15 protein-coding genes and 1 pseudogene are annotated in these 13051 nt (G+C 64.4%); 1 reads left to right on the top strand and 15 read right to left on the bottom strand.

Translation table 11 applies throughout. The annotated features are described in order from the left end of the window. Positions 1-7 precede the first annotated feature (7 nt). The 15 genes and pseudogenes from ACZY0B_RS00165 to ACZY0B_RS00095 form a co-directional block, all read right to left on the bottom strand. A complete protein-coding gene (locus ACZY0B_RS00165; RefSeq protein ID WP_463761915.1) occupies positions 8-553 on the bottom strand; it encodes a carboxymuconolactone decarboxylase family protein in 546 nt (181 codons plus the stop codon). Beyond that, positions 554-1399 carry a TauD/TfdA dioxygenase family protein gene (locus ACZY0B_RS00160; RefSeq protein ID WP_463761914.1) on the bottom strand — a complete coding sequence of 282 codons (846 nt, stop codon included), beginning with the start codon at positions 1397-1399 and terminating at the stop codon, positions 554-556. It abuts the gene before it with no gap. A 31-nt stretch (positions 1400-1430) separates the two neighbouring features. Further along, positions 1431-1772: a hypothetical protein gene (locus tag ACZY0B_RS00155; RefSeq protein ID WP_463761913.1), complete on the bottom strand. Its 342-nt coding sequence runs from the start codon at positions 1770-1772 to the stop codon at positions 1431-1433. Next, positions 1769-3037 carry an aromatic ring-hydroxylating oxygenase subunit alpha gene (locus ACZY0B_RS00150; RefSeq protein ID WP_463761912.1) on the bottom strand — a complete coding sequence of 423 codons (1269 nt, stop codon included), beginning with the start codon at positions 3035-3037 and terminating at the stop codon, positions 1769-1771. Before ACZY0B_RS00150 ends, ACZY0B_RS00155 begins: the two co-directional genes overlap by 4 nt. Before the next feature lie 21 nt (positions 3038-3058). Then, positions 3059-3802 (bottom strand): SDR family NAD(P)-dependent oxidoreductase, encoded by a 744-nt coding sequence (locus ACZY0B_RS00145; RefSeq protein ID WP_463761911.1) that lies wholly within the window; start codon positions 3800-3802, stop codon positions 3059-3061. Further along, positions 3799-4065, bottom strand: a pseudogene (locus ACZY0B_RS00140) (2Fe-2S iron-sulfur cluster-binding protein); the annotation flags it as partial. The pseudogene ACZY0B_RS00140 and the gene ACZY0B_RS00145, both read right to left, overlap by 4 nt. Positions 4066-4157: 92 nt before the next feature. Next, the gene (locus ACZY0B_RS00135) at positions 4158-4613 is read right to left on the bottom strand and encodes a MarR family winged helix-turn-helix transcriptional regulator (protein ID WP_463761910.1); all 456 of its coding nucleotides are present in this window, start codon (positions 4611-4613) and stop codon (positions 4158-4160) included. Positions 4614-4631: 18 nt separating this feature from the next. Then, complete coding sequence (locus ACZY0B_RS00130) at positions 4632-5879, bottom strand: metal-dependent hydrolase family protein (RefSeq protein ID WP_463761909.1); 1248 nt, start codon at positions 5877-5879, stop codon at positions 4632-4634. Further along, positions 5876-6205 carry a hypothetical protein gene (locus ACZY0B_RS00125; protein WP_463762355.1) on the bottom strand — a complete coding sequence of 110 codons (330 nt, stop codon included), beginning with the start codon at positions 6203-6205 and terminating at the stop codon, positions 5876-5878. Before ACZY0B_RS00125 ends, ACZY0B_RS00130 begins: the two co-directional genes overlap by 4 nt. Before the next feature lie 5 nt (positions 6206-6210). Beyond that, positions 6211-7479 carry an aromatic ring-hydroxylating oxygenase subunit alpha gene (locus ACZY0B_RS00120; RefSeq protein ID WP_463761908.1) on the bottom strand — a complete coding sequence of 423 codons (1269 nt, stop codon included), beginning with the start codon at positions 7477-7479 and terminating at the stop codon, positions 6211-6213. A 192-nt stretch (positions 7480-7671) separates the two neighbouring features. Further along, the gene (locus ACZY0B_RS00115; RefSeq protein ID WP_463761907.1) at positions 7672-8367 is read right to left on the bottom strand and encodes a type 1 glutamine amidotransferase domain-containing protein; all 696 of its coding nucleotides are present in this window, start codon (positions 8365-8367) and stop codon (positions 7672-7674) included. Positions 8368-8528: 161 nt separating this feature from the next. Continuing rightward, on the bottom strand, positions 8529-8684 hold the full coding sequence (locus ACZY0B_RS00110; RefSeq protein WP_463761906.1) for a hypothetical protein: 156 nt from the start codon (positions 8682-8684) through the stop codon (positions 8529-8531). 82 nt (positions 8685-8766) lie between these two features. Then, positions 8767-9675 carry an HpcH/HpaI aldolase/citrate lyase family protein gene (locus tag ACZY0B_RS00105; protein ID WP_463761905.1) on the bottom strand — a complete coding sequence of 303 codons (909 nt, stop codon included), beginning with the start codon at positions 9673-9675 and terminating at the stop codon, positions 8767-8769. A gap of 20 nt (positions 9676-9695) precedes the next feature. After that, positions 9696-10880 carry a CaiB/BaiF CoA transferase family protein gene (locus ACZY0B_RS00100; protein WP_463762354.1) on the bottom strand — a complete coding sequence of 395 codons (1185 nt, stop codon included), beginning with the start codon at positions 10878-10880 and terminating at the stop codon, positions 9696-9698. Then, positions 10873-12258 carry an LLM class flavin-dependent oxidoreductase gene (locus ACZY0B_RS00095; protein WP_463761904.1) on the bottom strand — a complete coding sequence of 462 codons (1386 nt, stop codon included), beginning with the start codon at positions 12256-12258 and terminating at the stop codon, positions 10873-10875. The genes ACZY0B_RS00100 and ACZY0B_RS00095 overlap by 8 nt, the downstream gene beginning before the upstream one ends. 67 nt (positions 12259-12325) lie before the next feature. Between ACZY0B_RS00095 and ACZY0B_RS00090 the strand changes: the two genes are divergently transcribed. Then, on the top strand, positions 12326-12985 hold the full coding sequence (locus ACZY0B_RS00090) for a GntR family transcriptional regulator (protein ID WP_463761903.1): 660 nt from the start codon (positions 12326-12328) through the stop codon (positions 12983-12985). Positions 12986-13051 lie beyond the last annotated feature (66 nt).

Raw genomic sequence — 13051 nt, 5'->3', positions numbered from 1 at the left:
CCTTGCGTCACAGTTCCTCATCTCCAATGCCAAAGGCATTGACCGCCATGGCCAATAGGCAGTAACCCCCGATGGTGAACACCAGGTCCATGCGTTGGTCGTCAGTGAAGTGGCGGCCCAGCTCGGCCCAGGTCGGCGTGGAGATGGTGCCGTCGTCGATCAGGTCGTCCACCGCGGCGAGCACCGATTGGTCGGCGTCGTCGGCGAGTTGCCCGTCACGAACGGCGTCGATTTCGTCGGCGCTCAACCCCGCCCGGTGGGCGATCGGGAGGTGATGAGACCACAGGTAGTCGCAGTTTCGCCGGTGCACAGCGCGCAGCAGCGCCACCTCGCGCACCCGCGGCGACAGCGTGGAGCCGTTGAGCAGGTAGGCGTTGAACGGCAGATACGCCCGCGTCAGCTCGGGATGACGGACCAGGGTCGACAAGACATTGCCGGCGCCCGTGGGGTTGGCACGCCCGGCCGGTATCAGTGAGGACAGCGCGCCGCGGGTGCGGTCGTCCCATTCGTCGGCCGGCAGCGGGGTCAGCCGCACCGGGTGTCTGTCGGTCATCTACTGGATCGGCTCATCACCCAGCACGGTCGTGCGCAGCATTTCGCGTTGCGAGCCGGGATCGTAGGGCGCGGCCCGGTGCAACACACCGCGGTTGTCCCAGATGACGGTGTCGCCGATCGACCAGCTGTGGCTATACACCAAGGCGGGCACGGTGGCGCGGTCCAACAGCTCCGCCAAGAGGGCGCGGCCCTCATCGAGGTCCATGCCAACCACGTAGTCAGCAGAGGCACCCAGCACCAACGACTTCCGGCCATTGCGGTGCGTCCATACCAGGGGGTGTTCGTGAGTGCGGCGGGACCGCCACTGCGCCAACTGCTTCGGAGTGGGGTTCGGGGTGATCCGCCGCTGTGAGGCTTCCAGCGAGTGCACCACGCGCAACGCGCCGTACCGGTCTCTTTCGTCGTCGGTCAGCGCATCGTAGGCCGCGTAGGAGGAGGCGAATTCGGTTTCGCCGCCCCGCTCGGCCACCTGCTTGGCGGACAGGACGGTGGCCTTTTGCGGGTAGTCGTCGCCGGTGGGCGTGCAGCCGTCGATATGCCAGTCGAACGTCGCCTTCAGATAGGCCGCCGACGAGTTCTTCGACTTGTCCAAGGTCACCGGGTAGATTCCGGCGACCGGGTGATGACCGTCCGAGGAGTAATCGATGGCGCCGAGACGGTGGCAGAACGCGACCTGGGACTCGGGGTCGAGATGCAGCCCGCGAAAGACCAGAACACCGTTGTCCTCCAACGCATCCAGGATGGTTTCACCGACCGGATCGTCGGCGGCCAGGTGCGCGGGATCCAGGCCGGCGACTTCGGCGCCGACGAAGTCGCTGAGCTTGGTGATGGTGAGCAGACTCATGGTCTGGCCTTCCTGTTGGCCTGGTGGATCACTAAGGCACGGGTTCGTCGGTACGGATCATCACCGCGTCGGCGGAGTCGGTCGGGGCGGGCTGGTGCATGACCTCCACGGCCATGGCGACCATGATCAGCGAATAGATCATGTACAGCAGATTGAGCGCATCGTCGGGCAGGTCGTCGAGCGTGAACTTGTCGCAGTAGTCGATGGCCTCTTCCAGCCGCGGGAAGAATGCGTCGTAGAACTTGTGCATTTCGGCCATGGTGCTGGTCATCCGCGCGTTCCAGCGTTCGGTTTCTCCTGCCAGGCACCAAACCCGGGCGTAGCTCTCCAGCTCGGCGAACGCGGTGGGCAGCAAGGCATCTGGCATAGTCATACCCCCGCCGGTGTCGGGGTGCTTTCGCGCCGGTAGGCCTCGACCCAGTCGACGACGACCTTGTGCAGGTGGCGCACCAGGATCTCCTGGTCGTTGAGCGGAAACCCGTCGACGATGCCGTACTCCAGCGCGGCCTGGGTGCCGCCGAGCATGCCCGCGTCTTGCAGCGCGAATTCCTTGAGAACCACTGCGGCGACTTCATGTTCGATGCGCTCGCGCACGCTACGCGCGGGGTGGAAGTACGTGTAGGCCTCGAACCGGTGCGTGTTGTGAGAGGTGGGCCAGTATCGGTACACCAGATACCAGCCGCCATAGATCAACACCTCGGTGTTGGGGAAGATCTGGAAGTTGCTGATTCCCCAGGGCTCGACGCCACCGGGATTGAGCCCGGCCGGCAGTTCACCGATGTCCGGAGTGCGCCAGGGCCCGACGAGCCCACTCTTGGTGACCCGCTCGATCGGATACATGAACTCCTGCGGCAGTAGCCAACGGCGCCGCCCCGCAGTCGACACCAACCGGTGCGGCCCGTCGAGTTGGAAATGGCCGCAAGTGAATCCGGCTTTGGGGTCACGCACCTCCGGGGGCACCTGTTGGGGGTGCAGCGACGGCACGTGATAGTACTCCTGGAACGCGTCGGCGAAGATCTTCCAGTTGCTGTTGTTGTGTGCAACCCACTCGTAGCGCTCGGTCAGTTTGTCGAAGGGGTAGCCGTCCAGGCCGGTGATCATCGGGCCCAGGAAATCGCGCAAGCTCTGCCGAGGCTCGGCGTCAAGGTTGATGAAAATGAAGCCGTTCCAGATGTCACAGTGCACCGGACTCAGGCCGTAGTCGGCGACGTCGAGGTCGAAGAATTCCGATTCCTGCTGCACGAATTTCAGCGCGCCGTCGAGATCGTAGCGCCAGCCGTGGTACTTGCAGGTGAATTGACGGCACGTCCCGCGGGTCGCCTCCTGGGGAAAGTCGTTCCATACCAGCTTGTTTCCGCGGTGACGACAGACGTTGTAGAAGGCGCGAATGTGTTCGTCGCGCCCCTTGACCAGGATGACCGAGACCCGCGCGACCTCGATTTCCTTGGTGACGTAACTACCGATGCGGGGCAGCTCTTCGACTCGGGCAACGTTGAGCCATGCCCGTTTGAACACCGCTTCGCGTTCGTCCTCGAAGAACTCTTTGGAGGTGGAGTCGGCGAAGGAGATGTCGCCGGTGCCGAGCTCGGGATAGTGCTGGGTCCAGGAACCCTCCGGGGGCCTACCCACTCGCGCCATCTGAACCTCCTTGTGTCACAGTCACATCACCGCTCCGCCGTTGACACCCAGCACCTGGCCGGTGATGAAGCCGGCCTCTTCAGAGGCCAGGAACCCGACCGCCGCGGCGATGTCGGCTCCGGTGCCCAAGTGTCCCAACGGGATATTGCTCGCGATTTCTTCGTTGGACTTGAGGTATCCCGCTGCCTGCGCCTGGTGCTGCATCGGGGTTTCGATGCCCGAGGGCGGAATGTTGTTCACGGTGATCCCATGTGCGGCGTACTCGCGGGCCAGCGACTTGGTGAGGGTGATGACCGCGCCCTTGGACGCCGCGTAGTGCGCGGCAAAGGGTGACCCGCGCTGGGCGCTGGACGACGAAATCATCACGATCCTGCCCCATTTCGCGGCGACCATGTCGGGCAGCGCGACCTGGCAGCAGTGAAAGGTGCCGGTCAGGTTGACGTCGATGATCTTCGACCACGACTCCGCGGTGATCTCGGCGAACGGGGAGAACCCGAACATCCCCGCACTGGTCACCAGCACCGAAACCGGCCCCAACTCGCCGCGAACTTTGGCGAACGCCTGCTCGACGCCAGCCCGGTCGGTGACGTCGACACCGACGCCGATGGCCGTGGTCCCGGCCGCGCGCAGATCTTCGGTAACACGTTGCGCTGCTTGCTCGTTGACATCCAGTACGCCGACATTCAGCCCCCGGCGGCCCAACTCGTGGCAGGTTGCCTCGCCCATGCCCGAGGCTCCGCCGGTCACCACGGCAACCCTGTTCATTCGTAAACCACCCGTACCGTCGGGCTGGTCGGCAGGGCCTGACAGGTCAGCACCCAGCCGTCGGCCACCTCGTCGTCTTCGAGCGCATCATTGTTGAGCATCCGCGCGTATCCCTCGGTCAGCCGGGCCATACATGTTCCACAGGAGCCGACTTCGCAGGACGACGGCGGCGACAGGCCCGCCATGCGCGCGGTCTGCAGCAAGGTGTCCCCCGCCGAGTAGGCCACCGTGGTGGTGCTCCGATCGAGTTCGATGGTCACCTTTTCGGTGACAGCACCGTCGGCGGCAGGTCCGGCATACGGCGTCGCGCGGAAGTCCTGCATGAACGCAGAGTATCAACTACTTGCGATTCATCTCAAGTACTAGATATATCGCGCTGGGTGAGCTCGTGGCCGGTGCCCTTTTCGACCACCCGACCCAACAATTCGCGCAGGGTCTCCTGCTCGTCGGCGCTGAGGACGCCGAACACCTTCTCGTGAGCGGCGATGGCGTCACTGAGGACCTTGGCCACGACGTCTCGCCCCTGATCGGTCAGGAAAGCCCGCAGGATGCGCTTGTGCCGGGGGTCCTGCTTTCGTTCCACCAGGCCGCGCCGTTCGAGTGCCGTGAGAGCCAGCTGCACGCCTTGCGGACTGATCAGCAGGCGCCGGGCCAGTTCGGCACCGGACAGGCCGGGTTCGTTGGAGAGCTGGCGCAGCACGCCGATCTGCGCCGTGCTCACCCCGTGCGGACTGATCGCGTCGTTAACGGTGGTCAGCGAGAAGTAGAATGCCTGCTTGAGCAGCCACAGGATGTTCTCCGTGAGTTCCATGCCTGTCTCCTTGGGTGGTCAAGCCGCGGCCGTCTTGTAAATCTGGCCATCCTTCATCACAAATGAAACCTCCAGCGTGGTGGCGATGTCGCCAGAGGGATCTCCCGGAACGGCGATGATGTCGGCAAGGTAGCCGGGCGCCAGGCGTCCCAACTCGTGATCGGCCTCGATGAGTTCGGCGGCCACCACCGTGGCGGCCCGGATTGCTTGCATGGGGGTCATGCCGCGCGTCACCAGGGCCCCGATTTCTTTGGCGTTCTGGCCGTGCGGGATCGCCGGCGCGTCGGAGCCGCATGCGATACGCACGCCGGCGGCAATCGCCTTGGGCAGCATGGCTTTTGCGCGCGGGAACACTTCCTCCGCCTTTTTGCGCAGTTCGGGCGCGATCCGGTCGATCGCCATCGCCTCGGTCAGATACGTGGTGGAGACCAGGAAGGTGCCATGATCGACCATCATCTGAATTGTGTCGTCGGTGGCCAGGAATCCATGTTCGATGCAATCGATCCCGGCACGGATACACGCGCGGATCGCGGAGTCGCCGACGGCGTGCGCGGCCACTCGCACCCCGGCGCGGTGCGCCTCGTCGGCGATGGCGGCGAATTCCGCGTCGGAATACTGCTGGGCGCCCGGGGCGGTGCTGTGCGACATCACCCCGCCCGATGCCGACACCTTGATCAGCTTGGCGCCGTGGCGAATCTGGTAGCGAACACACGCGATTACGTCGGGTACGCCGTTGGCAATACCCTCGGCGACCGACAACGGCATGATTCCCGGCGCCAGTCGCTGGAACACCGTGGGATCCAGATGCCCGCCGTAGGGTGTCACGGCGTGACCGGCCGGATAGATGCGCGGGCCGGCGTGCCAGCCCTGGTCGATGGCCCGCTGCAGCGCGACGTCGAGCAGATAGCCGCCGGTCTTGACCATCAGCCCGAGATTGCGCACGGTGGTGAACCCGGCATCCAGCGTGGTGCGCGCGTTCACGGCGCCCCGCAGGGTCCGATACGCGGGGTCGTCTTGAACGCCGTGCATCGGCGCGGGCAAGCCCTCGGGTCCACCGGGGCCGCCGATGAGCAGGTTGAGTTCCATGTCCATCAGGCCCGGCAGCAGCGTGACGTCCCCGAGGTCGACGACGGTGGCCGAATCCGGCAGTGGCCCTTCGGGATTGATGGCAGTGATGCGGTTCCCGTCGATCACCACGACTGCCGGTGAGCGGACCTGGCCGGCGTCGACGTCAGCCCAGCGAGCGGCCCGCAGGACGGTGCTCACGGAACGGGCTCAGACACGCAGTCCAGGGTGGAGGCTCCCGAGTCGGGTACCCGCGGCTGCTTCCAGCACTCCACCGGGAATGACACCATGATCATCGAGTACAGCAAGTGCATCAGGTTGAGGACATCCTCGGGCAGGTCGTCGATCCGGAACTTGTCGCAGTAGGTCAGCGCTTCCTCGGCGCGCGGCGTGATCGCGTCGTAGAAGGCCTTCATTTCGGGCATCGAGCTGGCCAGCCGCTTGGCGTAGCGCTGCGGCTCGGTGGGCAGGCACCACTGTGCGAAGGGCTCGAGGTCGGCGAATTCGGTTGGCAGCATGGGAGGCATCGCGATCACACGCCCGCCGTGGTGCTGCGGCGATACTCGTCGATCCACGCCGCGGTCTCCTTGTGTAGATGACGCAGCAGGATCTCTTGGTCGTTGAGCAGGAACTTATCGATCACGCGCGACTCGATCATGCTCTGAGTCGCCTCCAGGGTGTTAGCGTCCTGCAGGCCGTATTCCTTGAAGGTCACCGCCGCGAGTTCCTGCGCGACCCGATCACGTGGAGTGCGCGGCTGGGGGAAGTACAACGTGCCTTCAAAGATGTGGCTGTTGTAGGACGTCGGCCAATAGTGATAGGTCAGGTACCAGCCCTGGGCCCAGAACAGCATGACGAAATTGGGAAACAGCTGGAATGAGTCGAGTCCCCACGGATCGCATTTCGCGGGGTTCAGCCCCACCGGCATCTCGCCCAAATCCGGCTTCTCCCAAGGCCCGAACAGTCCGCTCTGGCAGATGTCGTCCATCGGCTTGCGCATCTCGTCCGGCATCTCCCAGGCCCGGATGCCGGATGTGCTCACCAGCCGGTGCGGGCCATCCAGTCGGTAGTGCGGGGCCTCAAAACCCGCCTCGGCGGCCGCCTTTGAATACGCGGTCGGCGACTGGTTCGCGTGCAGCACCGGCGCGTGATAGAACTCCTGGAAAGCGTCCATGTACAGCTTCCAGTTCGCCTTCACCTCCGAGCGGTAACACCACCGCGACGTGAGCTTGTCGAACGGGTAGCCCTCGAGCGCTGTCACCATCGGCCCCAGGAACTCGCGCAGAGACTGTTCGGGCGTCTTCGAGAAGTTGACGAAGATGAAGCCTTCCCAGACCTCGCAGTGCACCGACACCAGTCCGTAACGGCTCTTGTCGAGGTCGAAGAACTCCTCCTCCTGCTGGACGAACGTCAGATTGCCGTCCAGGTCGTAACGCCAGGCGTGGTACTTGCAGGTGAACTGGCGGCACACACCGCTGGTCTCCTCGAGTGGCATGTCGTTCCACACCAACTTGTTGCCGCGGTGTCGGCAGATGTTGTGATACGCCTTGACCTCGCCAGATCCCGTACGCACCACGATAATTGACGTGTTGACGACTTTGAGCTCTTTGGTGACGTAGCTGCCTTTACGCGGAACCTGTTCCACCCGACCGATATTCAGCCAGGCACGTTTGAAGATGGCATCCCGCTCCAGCTCGTGGATCTGCGGGTTGATGGAGTCCTCGTAGGACACCGGCTCGGTGCCCAGTTCGGGGTAATGCTGCGTCCAGCTTCCCTCCGACGGCTTGGGGAATCGAGGCATGACCGCTCCTGTCCGTAGGACTCCGTCGGGCCGACGGTATATCCTCGAACCGCGAATCGCAAGTAGTTGATACTACCGTCTCGCAGGGCCGGGTGACTCAATCTGCAATCACAACCACCACGTGATTCGTAAGTGCGATATCGCCCGTGATATCGGATTCGAAAGTTGCCTATTGGTCGAGACGGCCGTCGATCAGCGCGGCAGCGCTTCGAGGATCTGCTCCGCAAGCGGCGCCGCCGAGGCGGGATTCTGCCCGGTGTAGAGATTGCGGTCCACCACCGTGAACGGCTTCCACATTTCACCCCGGACGAAGTCGATACCCAACTTGACCAGTTCGTCCTCGACCGTGAACGGCGCCTTCACGCGGAGGCCGACGGCGTCCTCCTCGGCGTTGGTGTACGCGGTGACGCGGTAGCCCGCGAACGGAGATTTTCCGTCGCGGCGGGTGGCGAGGATGGTGACCGGTGCGTGGCAGACGATCGCCAACGGCTTGCCCGACGCGAGGGCGGCGATAAGCAGCCGCCCGGAGTCGGCGTCGCGCCAGAGGTCTTCCATCGGGCCGTGGCCGCCCGGGTAATAGACGGCGTCGTAATCGTCTAGTCGGGCGTTGGCGAGTTGGATAGGGCTGCGCAGCTCTTCGGCGGAACGCAGTATTCCTTCCAGTTTTTCGGCGATTTCGACGCTGCCGGCCATCGAGGGGCGCAGGCTCATCACGTCCACGTAGGGGACCGTGCCGCCGGGCGTGGCCACCACGATCTCGTGGCCGGCCTGGCTGAGCGCGTCGTAGGGGGCCGCGAATTCTTCGGCCCAATAACCGGTGGGGTGCCGGGTGCCGTCGTTCAATGTCCAGTAGCTCGTTGCGGTGACGACGAACAGTATCTTGGCCATCGAATGATCACTCCCCTTGATCGAGAGGGTGTTACGCAGATCAGCACCCGGCTTCGAGTGTGCATCCATGGCCGGATTTGTGCAGCCTGGGCGCCCAGGCCGCACACTCGACGCCGTCAACGCACACTGTGCGCCTTGATGGCAATAAAGCTACAACGCGCTCAAAACCAGACTTTGCGGCCGGCTACCGGACGCCCGACCGCCCCGAGGATCCACAAGATCACACCGATGAGCACTAGGATGCCACCGATCGTTTCCAGAATCGGGATGGCGGCAAAATAACCGATGACAACAAGAATGATGCCTAAGACAATCACGTCGTGTTCCCTTCTATTGGGCGTCCGTAGAATTGATCAATAATCGGGTTACCCCGGTCTGGACGCCCTCAATCAGGTATCGCTAGTTCCCCTTGATCAACGCGGCGCGGGCCAGCGTCTGCTCCGCCTGCTTCACGTGGGCGGCGTCGACCAGCACGCCGTTGACCCCTACCGCGCCGCGACCCTTGGCCTCGGCCTCCCGGTAGGCGGCGACATTGGCTTCGGCGCGGGCGATCTCATCGGCGGTCGGCGCGTAGACCCCGTTGGCGACGGGCACCTGGTCGGGGTGGATGGCCCACTTGCCGGTGTAGCCCAGCAGCGATGCACGTCGCGCGTCACGCTCATAGCCCGACAGGTCCCGGTAGTCGGGATAGGGCGCGTCGATCGCGTCGATGCCGGCGATGCGCGCCGCCACAATCACCTTGTTCCGCGCGTAAGCCCAGAATTCACCGGGGTATTCGCCGAGCGGGACGAAGTTGGTGTCGACCCGTGCACCCTGCGACAGCGAGAAGTCACCCACACCGAAGATCAGTGCGTCCAGCCGCGGGCTGGCCACTGCGATCTCCTCCGCGTTCGCTAGGCCTTCCACTTCTTCGATCAGAACTTCGAGACGAATCCGGTTGCTCAGGCCGAGTTTCGACTCCAGCTGGGTAAGCAGCACGTCGACCCACCAGACATCGCGTGCCGTGCGGGCCTTCGGGATGATGATGGTGTCGAGGTTCTCGCCGGCCTTGGTAACGACGTCAATGACGTCGTCGTGGCACCACTGGGTGTCCAGGCCATTGATCCGGATGGCGCGTGCGGTGCGTCCCCAGTCGATGTCGTTGAGCGCGGCGATCGCCTTGACGCGCGACTCTTCTTTGAACGCCGGGGGTACCGCGTCCTCGAGGTCGAGGAACACCAGGTCGGCGCCGCACTGAGCACCCTTCTCGAACATGTTGTCGTTGCTCGCGGGTACGGCGAGTTCGGAACGACGGAGTAGACCAGTCACTTTGGGCGAATTTCCTTCTGTCACAACACGCCGCGGGCGTGCAGTTCGTCAATCTCGTTGGTAGTCAAGCCAAGTAGCTCGCCGTAGACTTCGGCGTTGTGTTCCCCGAGATTGGGCCCGAGATGGCCGACCGTTCCGGACGCCGACGAGAAACGGGGTACCGGGGCCTGCACCGTCATCTGCCCGAGCTGTTCGTCCTCGACCGAGACGAACACCTCGCGATGCGTCAGCTGCTCGTCGGCGACCAGATCGCGGATGTCGTAGACCGGTGCCGCGGCGACCTCGTGAGCTTCGAAAGTCTCCATCGCCTCCGAAAGAGTCTTGGTGGCAACCCAATCCGCGACCACGGCATCGACCTCGCCGGCCCGGGCCAGCCGCCGCTGCGGGTCGGAGAAGTCAGGGTCGGACAGCAGGTCTTCTCGGCCGATAGCGCGAAACACCCGCAGCGCCAATGCCGGTGAACTGCCGGACATGGCAAGCCATCGTCCATCGGCGGTTTGGTAGGTGTTGCGTGGAGCCGAGATGTCCCAGCGATTGCCGGCACGCTCGGGCACCAAACCCAATTGGTCGTAGCCCAGCAAGGTCTGCTCAAGCAGCCGGGCCAGCGGGTCGATCAGGTTGACATCGATCAGCTGCCCCGGTGCACCGTGCACGTCGCGGTGGTAGAGCGCCATCATGACCGCGTAGGTGGCGTTCAGCGAGGCGACGCCGTCTGCCAGCATGAACGGCGGCAGCGTGGGTGGCCCGCCGGCCGGTCCGGTGATGTGCGCGAATCCGCTCATCGCCTCACCGAGCGTGCCGAAGCCCGGGCGTTCGCTCTTCGGTCCGGTCAACCCGTATCCGGTGATGTGCAGCATTACGATCCGGTCGTTGACCGCACGTAGGTTCTCGTAGTCCAGGCCCCATTTGTGTAACGTCTGCGGCCTTGTGTTGAAGATGACGACGTCGGCATGCTCGACCAGGCGGCGCACCAGCGCCTGGCCTTCGGCGCAGCGCAGATCCAGCGTGATCGCTCGCTTGTTGCGCGACAAGGACTTCCACATCAGCCCGACATCCTCGCGCTGATTGCCCCAACCGCGGATCGGATCGCCGTGTCGCGGGTCTTCGACCTTGATCACGTCGGCGCCGAACTCGCCCAGGTAGGTCGCGACCAGTGGAGCCGCGGCCAAAGTGGCGAGGTCGAGCACTCGCACGCCGTCAAGCATTCGCACCGGCACCCACTCGGGTGTTCGAAGGTCGTTGCAGCCCAAGGTGTCCCCGCAACGTCGAGGACTCGTACTCGGTGCGGAACAGGCCGCGTCGCTGCAGTGCCGGAACCACCATCCGCACAACGTCTTCGAATGCGCCGGGCAGATGCGTTGCCGCCAGAACGAATCCGTCGCAAGCTCCACTTTCGAACCAGTCCGCCATCTGATCGGCAACCTGTTCGCCGGTGCCGACGAAGCGGGGTCCCTGCAGTAGCGTCGCGCGGTAGCCGGCTAGATCGCGCACGGTCACAGGGTGTCCGCCGCCTTGGAAAGAAATGTGGGTGCGCAGGTTCTGTACCAGTCCGCGTATTCCGGAAACCGACGCGATCAGCTCGTCGGTGACAGGGTCGTCCAGATCGTGTTGCGCGAAGTCGTAATTCATCAACTCCGACAACAGTGTCAGTGATGCCATGGGATGAACCAGTTCGTTGAGGAACAGAGCTTCGCGCTCCTTGGCGTGGGCCTCGGACTCGCCCACCACAGGGTAGGCCATCGGGCAGATCCGTACTGCAGCAGGATCACGCCCGGCATCGGCGATTCGTTCTTTCTGGTCGGCGTAGTGGCTGCGTGCGACCTCGATACCCGGATCCCCGGTGAAGATCAATTCCGCCCAGCGGGAGGCGAATTCGCGTCCGCGGCCCGAAGAGCCGGCCTGGATGATCACCGGTCGGCCCTGCGGGGTACGCGGCACGGTCAGCGGCCCGCGCGACGAGAAGTACTGGCCGACGTGCCCGAGTTCGTGCACCTTGTCCGGGTCGCCGTAGTGCCCGGCCGCCCGGTCATGCAGGATCGCACCGTCCTCCCAGGTGTCCCAGAGCCCGGCGACCACGTCCATGAACTCATCGGCGCGGTCGTAGCGCTCGTCATGGCCGAGGTGGGCGTTGACACCGAAGTTCTGCGCCTCGCTGTCGTTGACGGAAGTGACCACGTTCCAAGCGGCCCGGCCGCCGGACAGGTGATCAAGCGTGGCGAAGGTCCTGGCGACGTGGAACGGCTGGTAGTAGGTGGTCGAGTAGGTCGCGCCCAGTCCGATGCGCGAGGTGGCCTGGGCCAGCACGCCGAGCACAATGCTGAGGTCCAGCTTGACCGGGCGGGCGCCGTAGGACACCGCCTCGGCCACCGATCCCCCGTACACCCCGGGCATCGCGAGCCGGTCGTCGAAGAACACCAGATCGAAGCAGCCTTCTTCGAGCTGGCGGGCGATCTTGGCGTAGTACGCAGCGTCGAGGTAGCCGTGTTCGGTCGCCGGGTGCCGCCACGATCCGGCGTACACCGAGGTGCTGCCCGCCTGCATGAAAGCGACGAGGGCCATCTTGTCTTGTCGTCGATCAGCCATGGTCGAAACCTAACAGCTGATATTTCAGATATCAAATGTTAGATTTATTGTTTGATAGCATTCCCGGATGGCTTCGATTTCGGGGATCGACATCTCCGGCACGGTGCGCGAACGGGCCGCCCGCGAACTCCGGGACCGCATCCTGACCGGTGCCCTGCCCGCGGGCGCCCGGATCGACCTCGACGCCATCACCGAGGAGTTCGCGACCAGCCGGACCCCGGTCCGCGAGGCGCTGTTGGAGCTCTCCTTCGAGGGATTGGTGCAGGTCGCGCCGCGCAGCGGTGTCACCGTGATCGGCATCAGCCCCACCGACGTGATGGACAGCTTCACCATCCTCGGAGTCCTCACCGGACAGGCCGCCGCGTGGGCGGCCGAACGTATCGAATCAGAAGAGCTCGACATGCTGCGCGAACTGGCGGCCGACGTCGTCGCGCGCTCCGGTGACGACAGCATCGGCGAGGCCAACTGGCACTTCCACCAAAAGATCCACCGCGCCGCCCACTCGCCGCGGCTGATGACCCAGATCAAGCAGGCCGCTCGGGTGGTTCCGAGCAACTTCCTCATCCTGTTTCCCGACCACGAGAAACATTCGCTCGACGAGCACCGGGAGTTACTCGATGCACTCGGCGACAAGGACGTCGAACGGGCCCGCAGGATCGCCGAACGCCATGTCCTCGACGCCGGGCGCTCGCTGGCCGACTGGCTCGAGCAGCGCCGCACCGCCTGAGTCCCAACCGGCCGTCACACGCCGCAGCGCTTGCCGGCGTGGCGCCAGGACTTGAGTATTTTCGTG

The sequence above is a fragment of the Mycobacterium sp. IDUB_19 genome, from assembly GCF_055419445.1.
This window is presented reverse-complemented; position numbering and strand designations above follow the sequence as displayed.

Excerpts from the sequence above, each read along its gene's own strand:
- ACZY0B_RS00120 (WP_463761908.1), bottom strand. The coding sequence starts at position 7,479 with ATGCCTCGATTCCCCAAGCCGTCGGAGGGAAGCTGGACGCAGCATTAC.
- ACZY0B_RS00090 (WP_463761903.1), top strand. The coding sequence starts at position 12,326 with ATGGCTTCGATTTCGGGGATCGACATCTCCGGCACGGTGCGCGAACGG.
- ACZY0B_RS00135 (WP_463761910.1), bottom strand. The coding sequence starts at position 4,613 with ATGGAACTCACGGAGAACATCCTGTGGCTGCTCAAGCAGGCATTCTAC.
- ACZY0B_RS00165 (WP_463761915.1), bottom strand. The coding sequence starts at position 553 with ATGACCGACAGACACCCGGTGCGGCTGACCCCGCTGCCGGCCGACGAA.
- ACZY0B_RS00100 (WP_463762354.1), bottom strand. The coding sequence starts at position 10,880 with ATGCTTGACGGCGTGCGAGTGCTCGACCTCGCCACTTTGGCCGCGGCT.
- ACZY0B_RS00160 (WP_463761914.1), bottom strand. The coding sequence starts at position 1,399 with ATGAGTCTGCTCACCATCACCAAGCTCAGCGACTTCGTCGGCGCCGAA.
- ACZY0B_RS00095 (WP_463761904.1), bottom strand. The coding sequence starts at position 12,258 with ATGGCTGATCGACGACAAGACAAGATGGCCCTCGTCGCTTTCATGCAG.
- ACZY0B_RS00155 (WP_463761913.1), bottom strand. The coding sequence starts at position 1,772 with ATGACTATGCCAGATGCCTTGCTGCCCACCGCGTTCGCCGAGCTGGAG.
- ACZY0B_RS00115 (WP_463761907.1), bottom strand. The coding sequence starts at position 8,367 with ATGGCCAAGATACTGTTCGTCGTCACCGCAACGAGCTACTGGACATTG.
- ACZY0B_RS00125 (WP_463762355.1), bottom strand. The coding sequence starts at position 6,205 with ATGCCTCCCATGCTGCCAACCGAATTCGCCGACCTCGAGCCCTTCGCA.
- ACZY0B_RS00150 (WP_463761912.1), bottom strand. The coding sequence starts at position 3,037 with ATGGCGCGAGTGGGTAGGCCCCCGGAGGGTTCCTGGACCCAGCACTAT.
- ACZY0B_RS00145 (WP_463761911.1), bottom strand. The coding sequence starts at position 3,802 with ATGAACAGGGTTGCCGTGGTGACCGGCGGAGCCTCGGGCATGGGCGAG.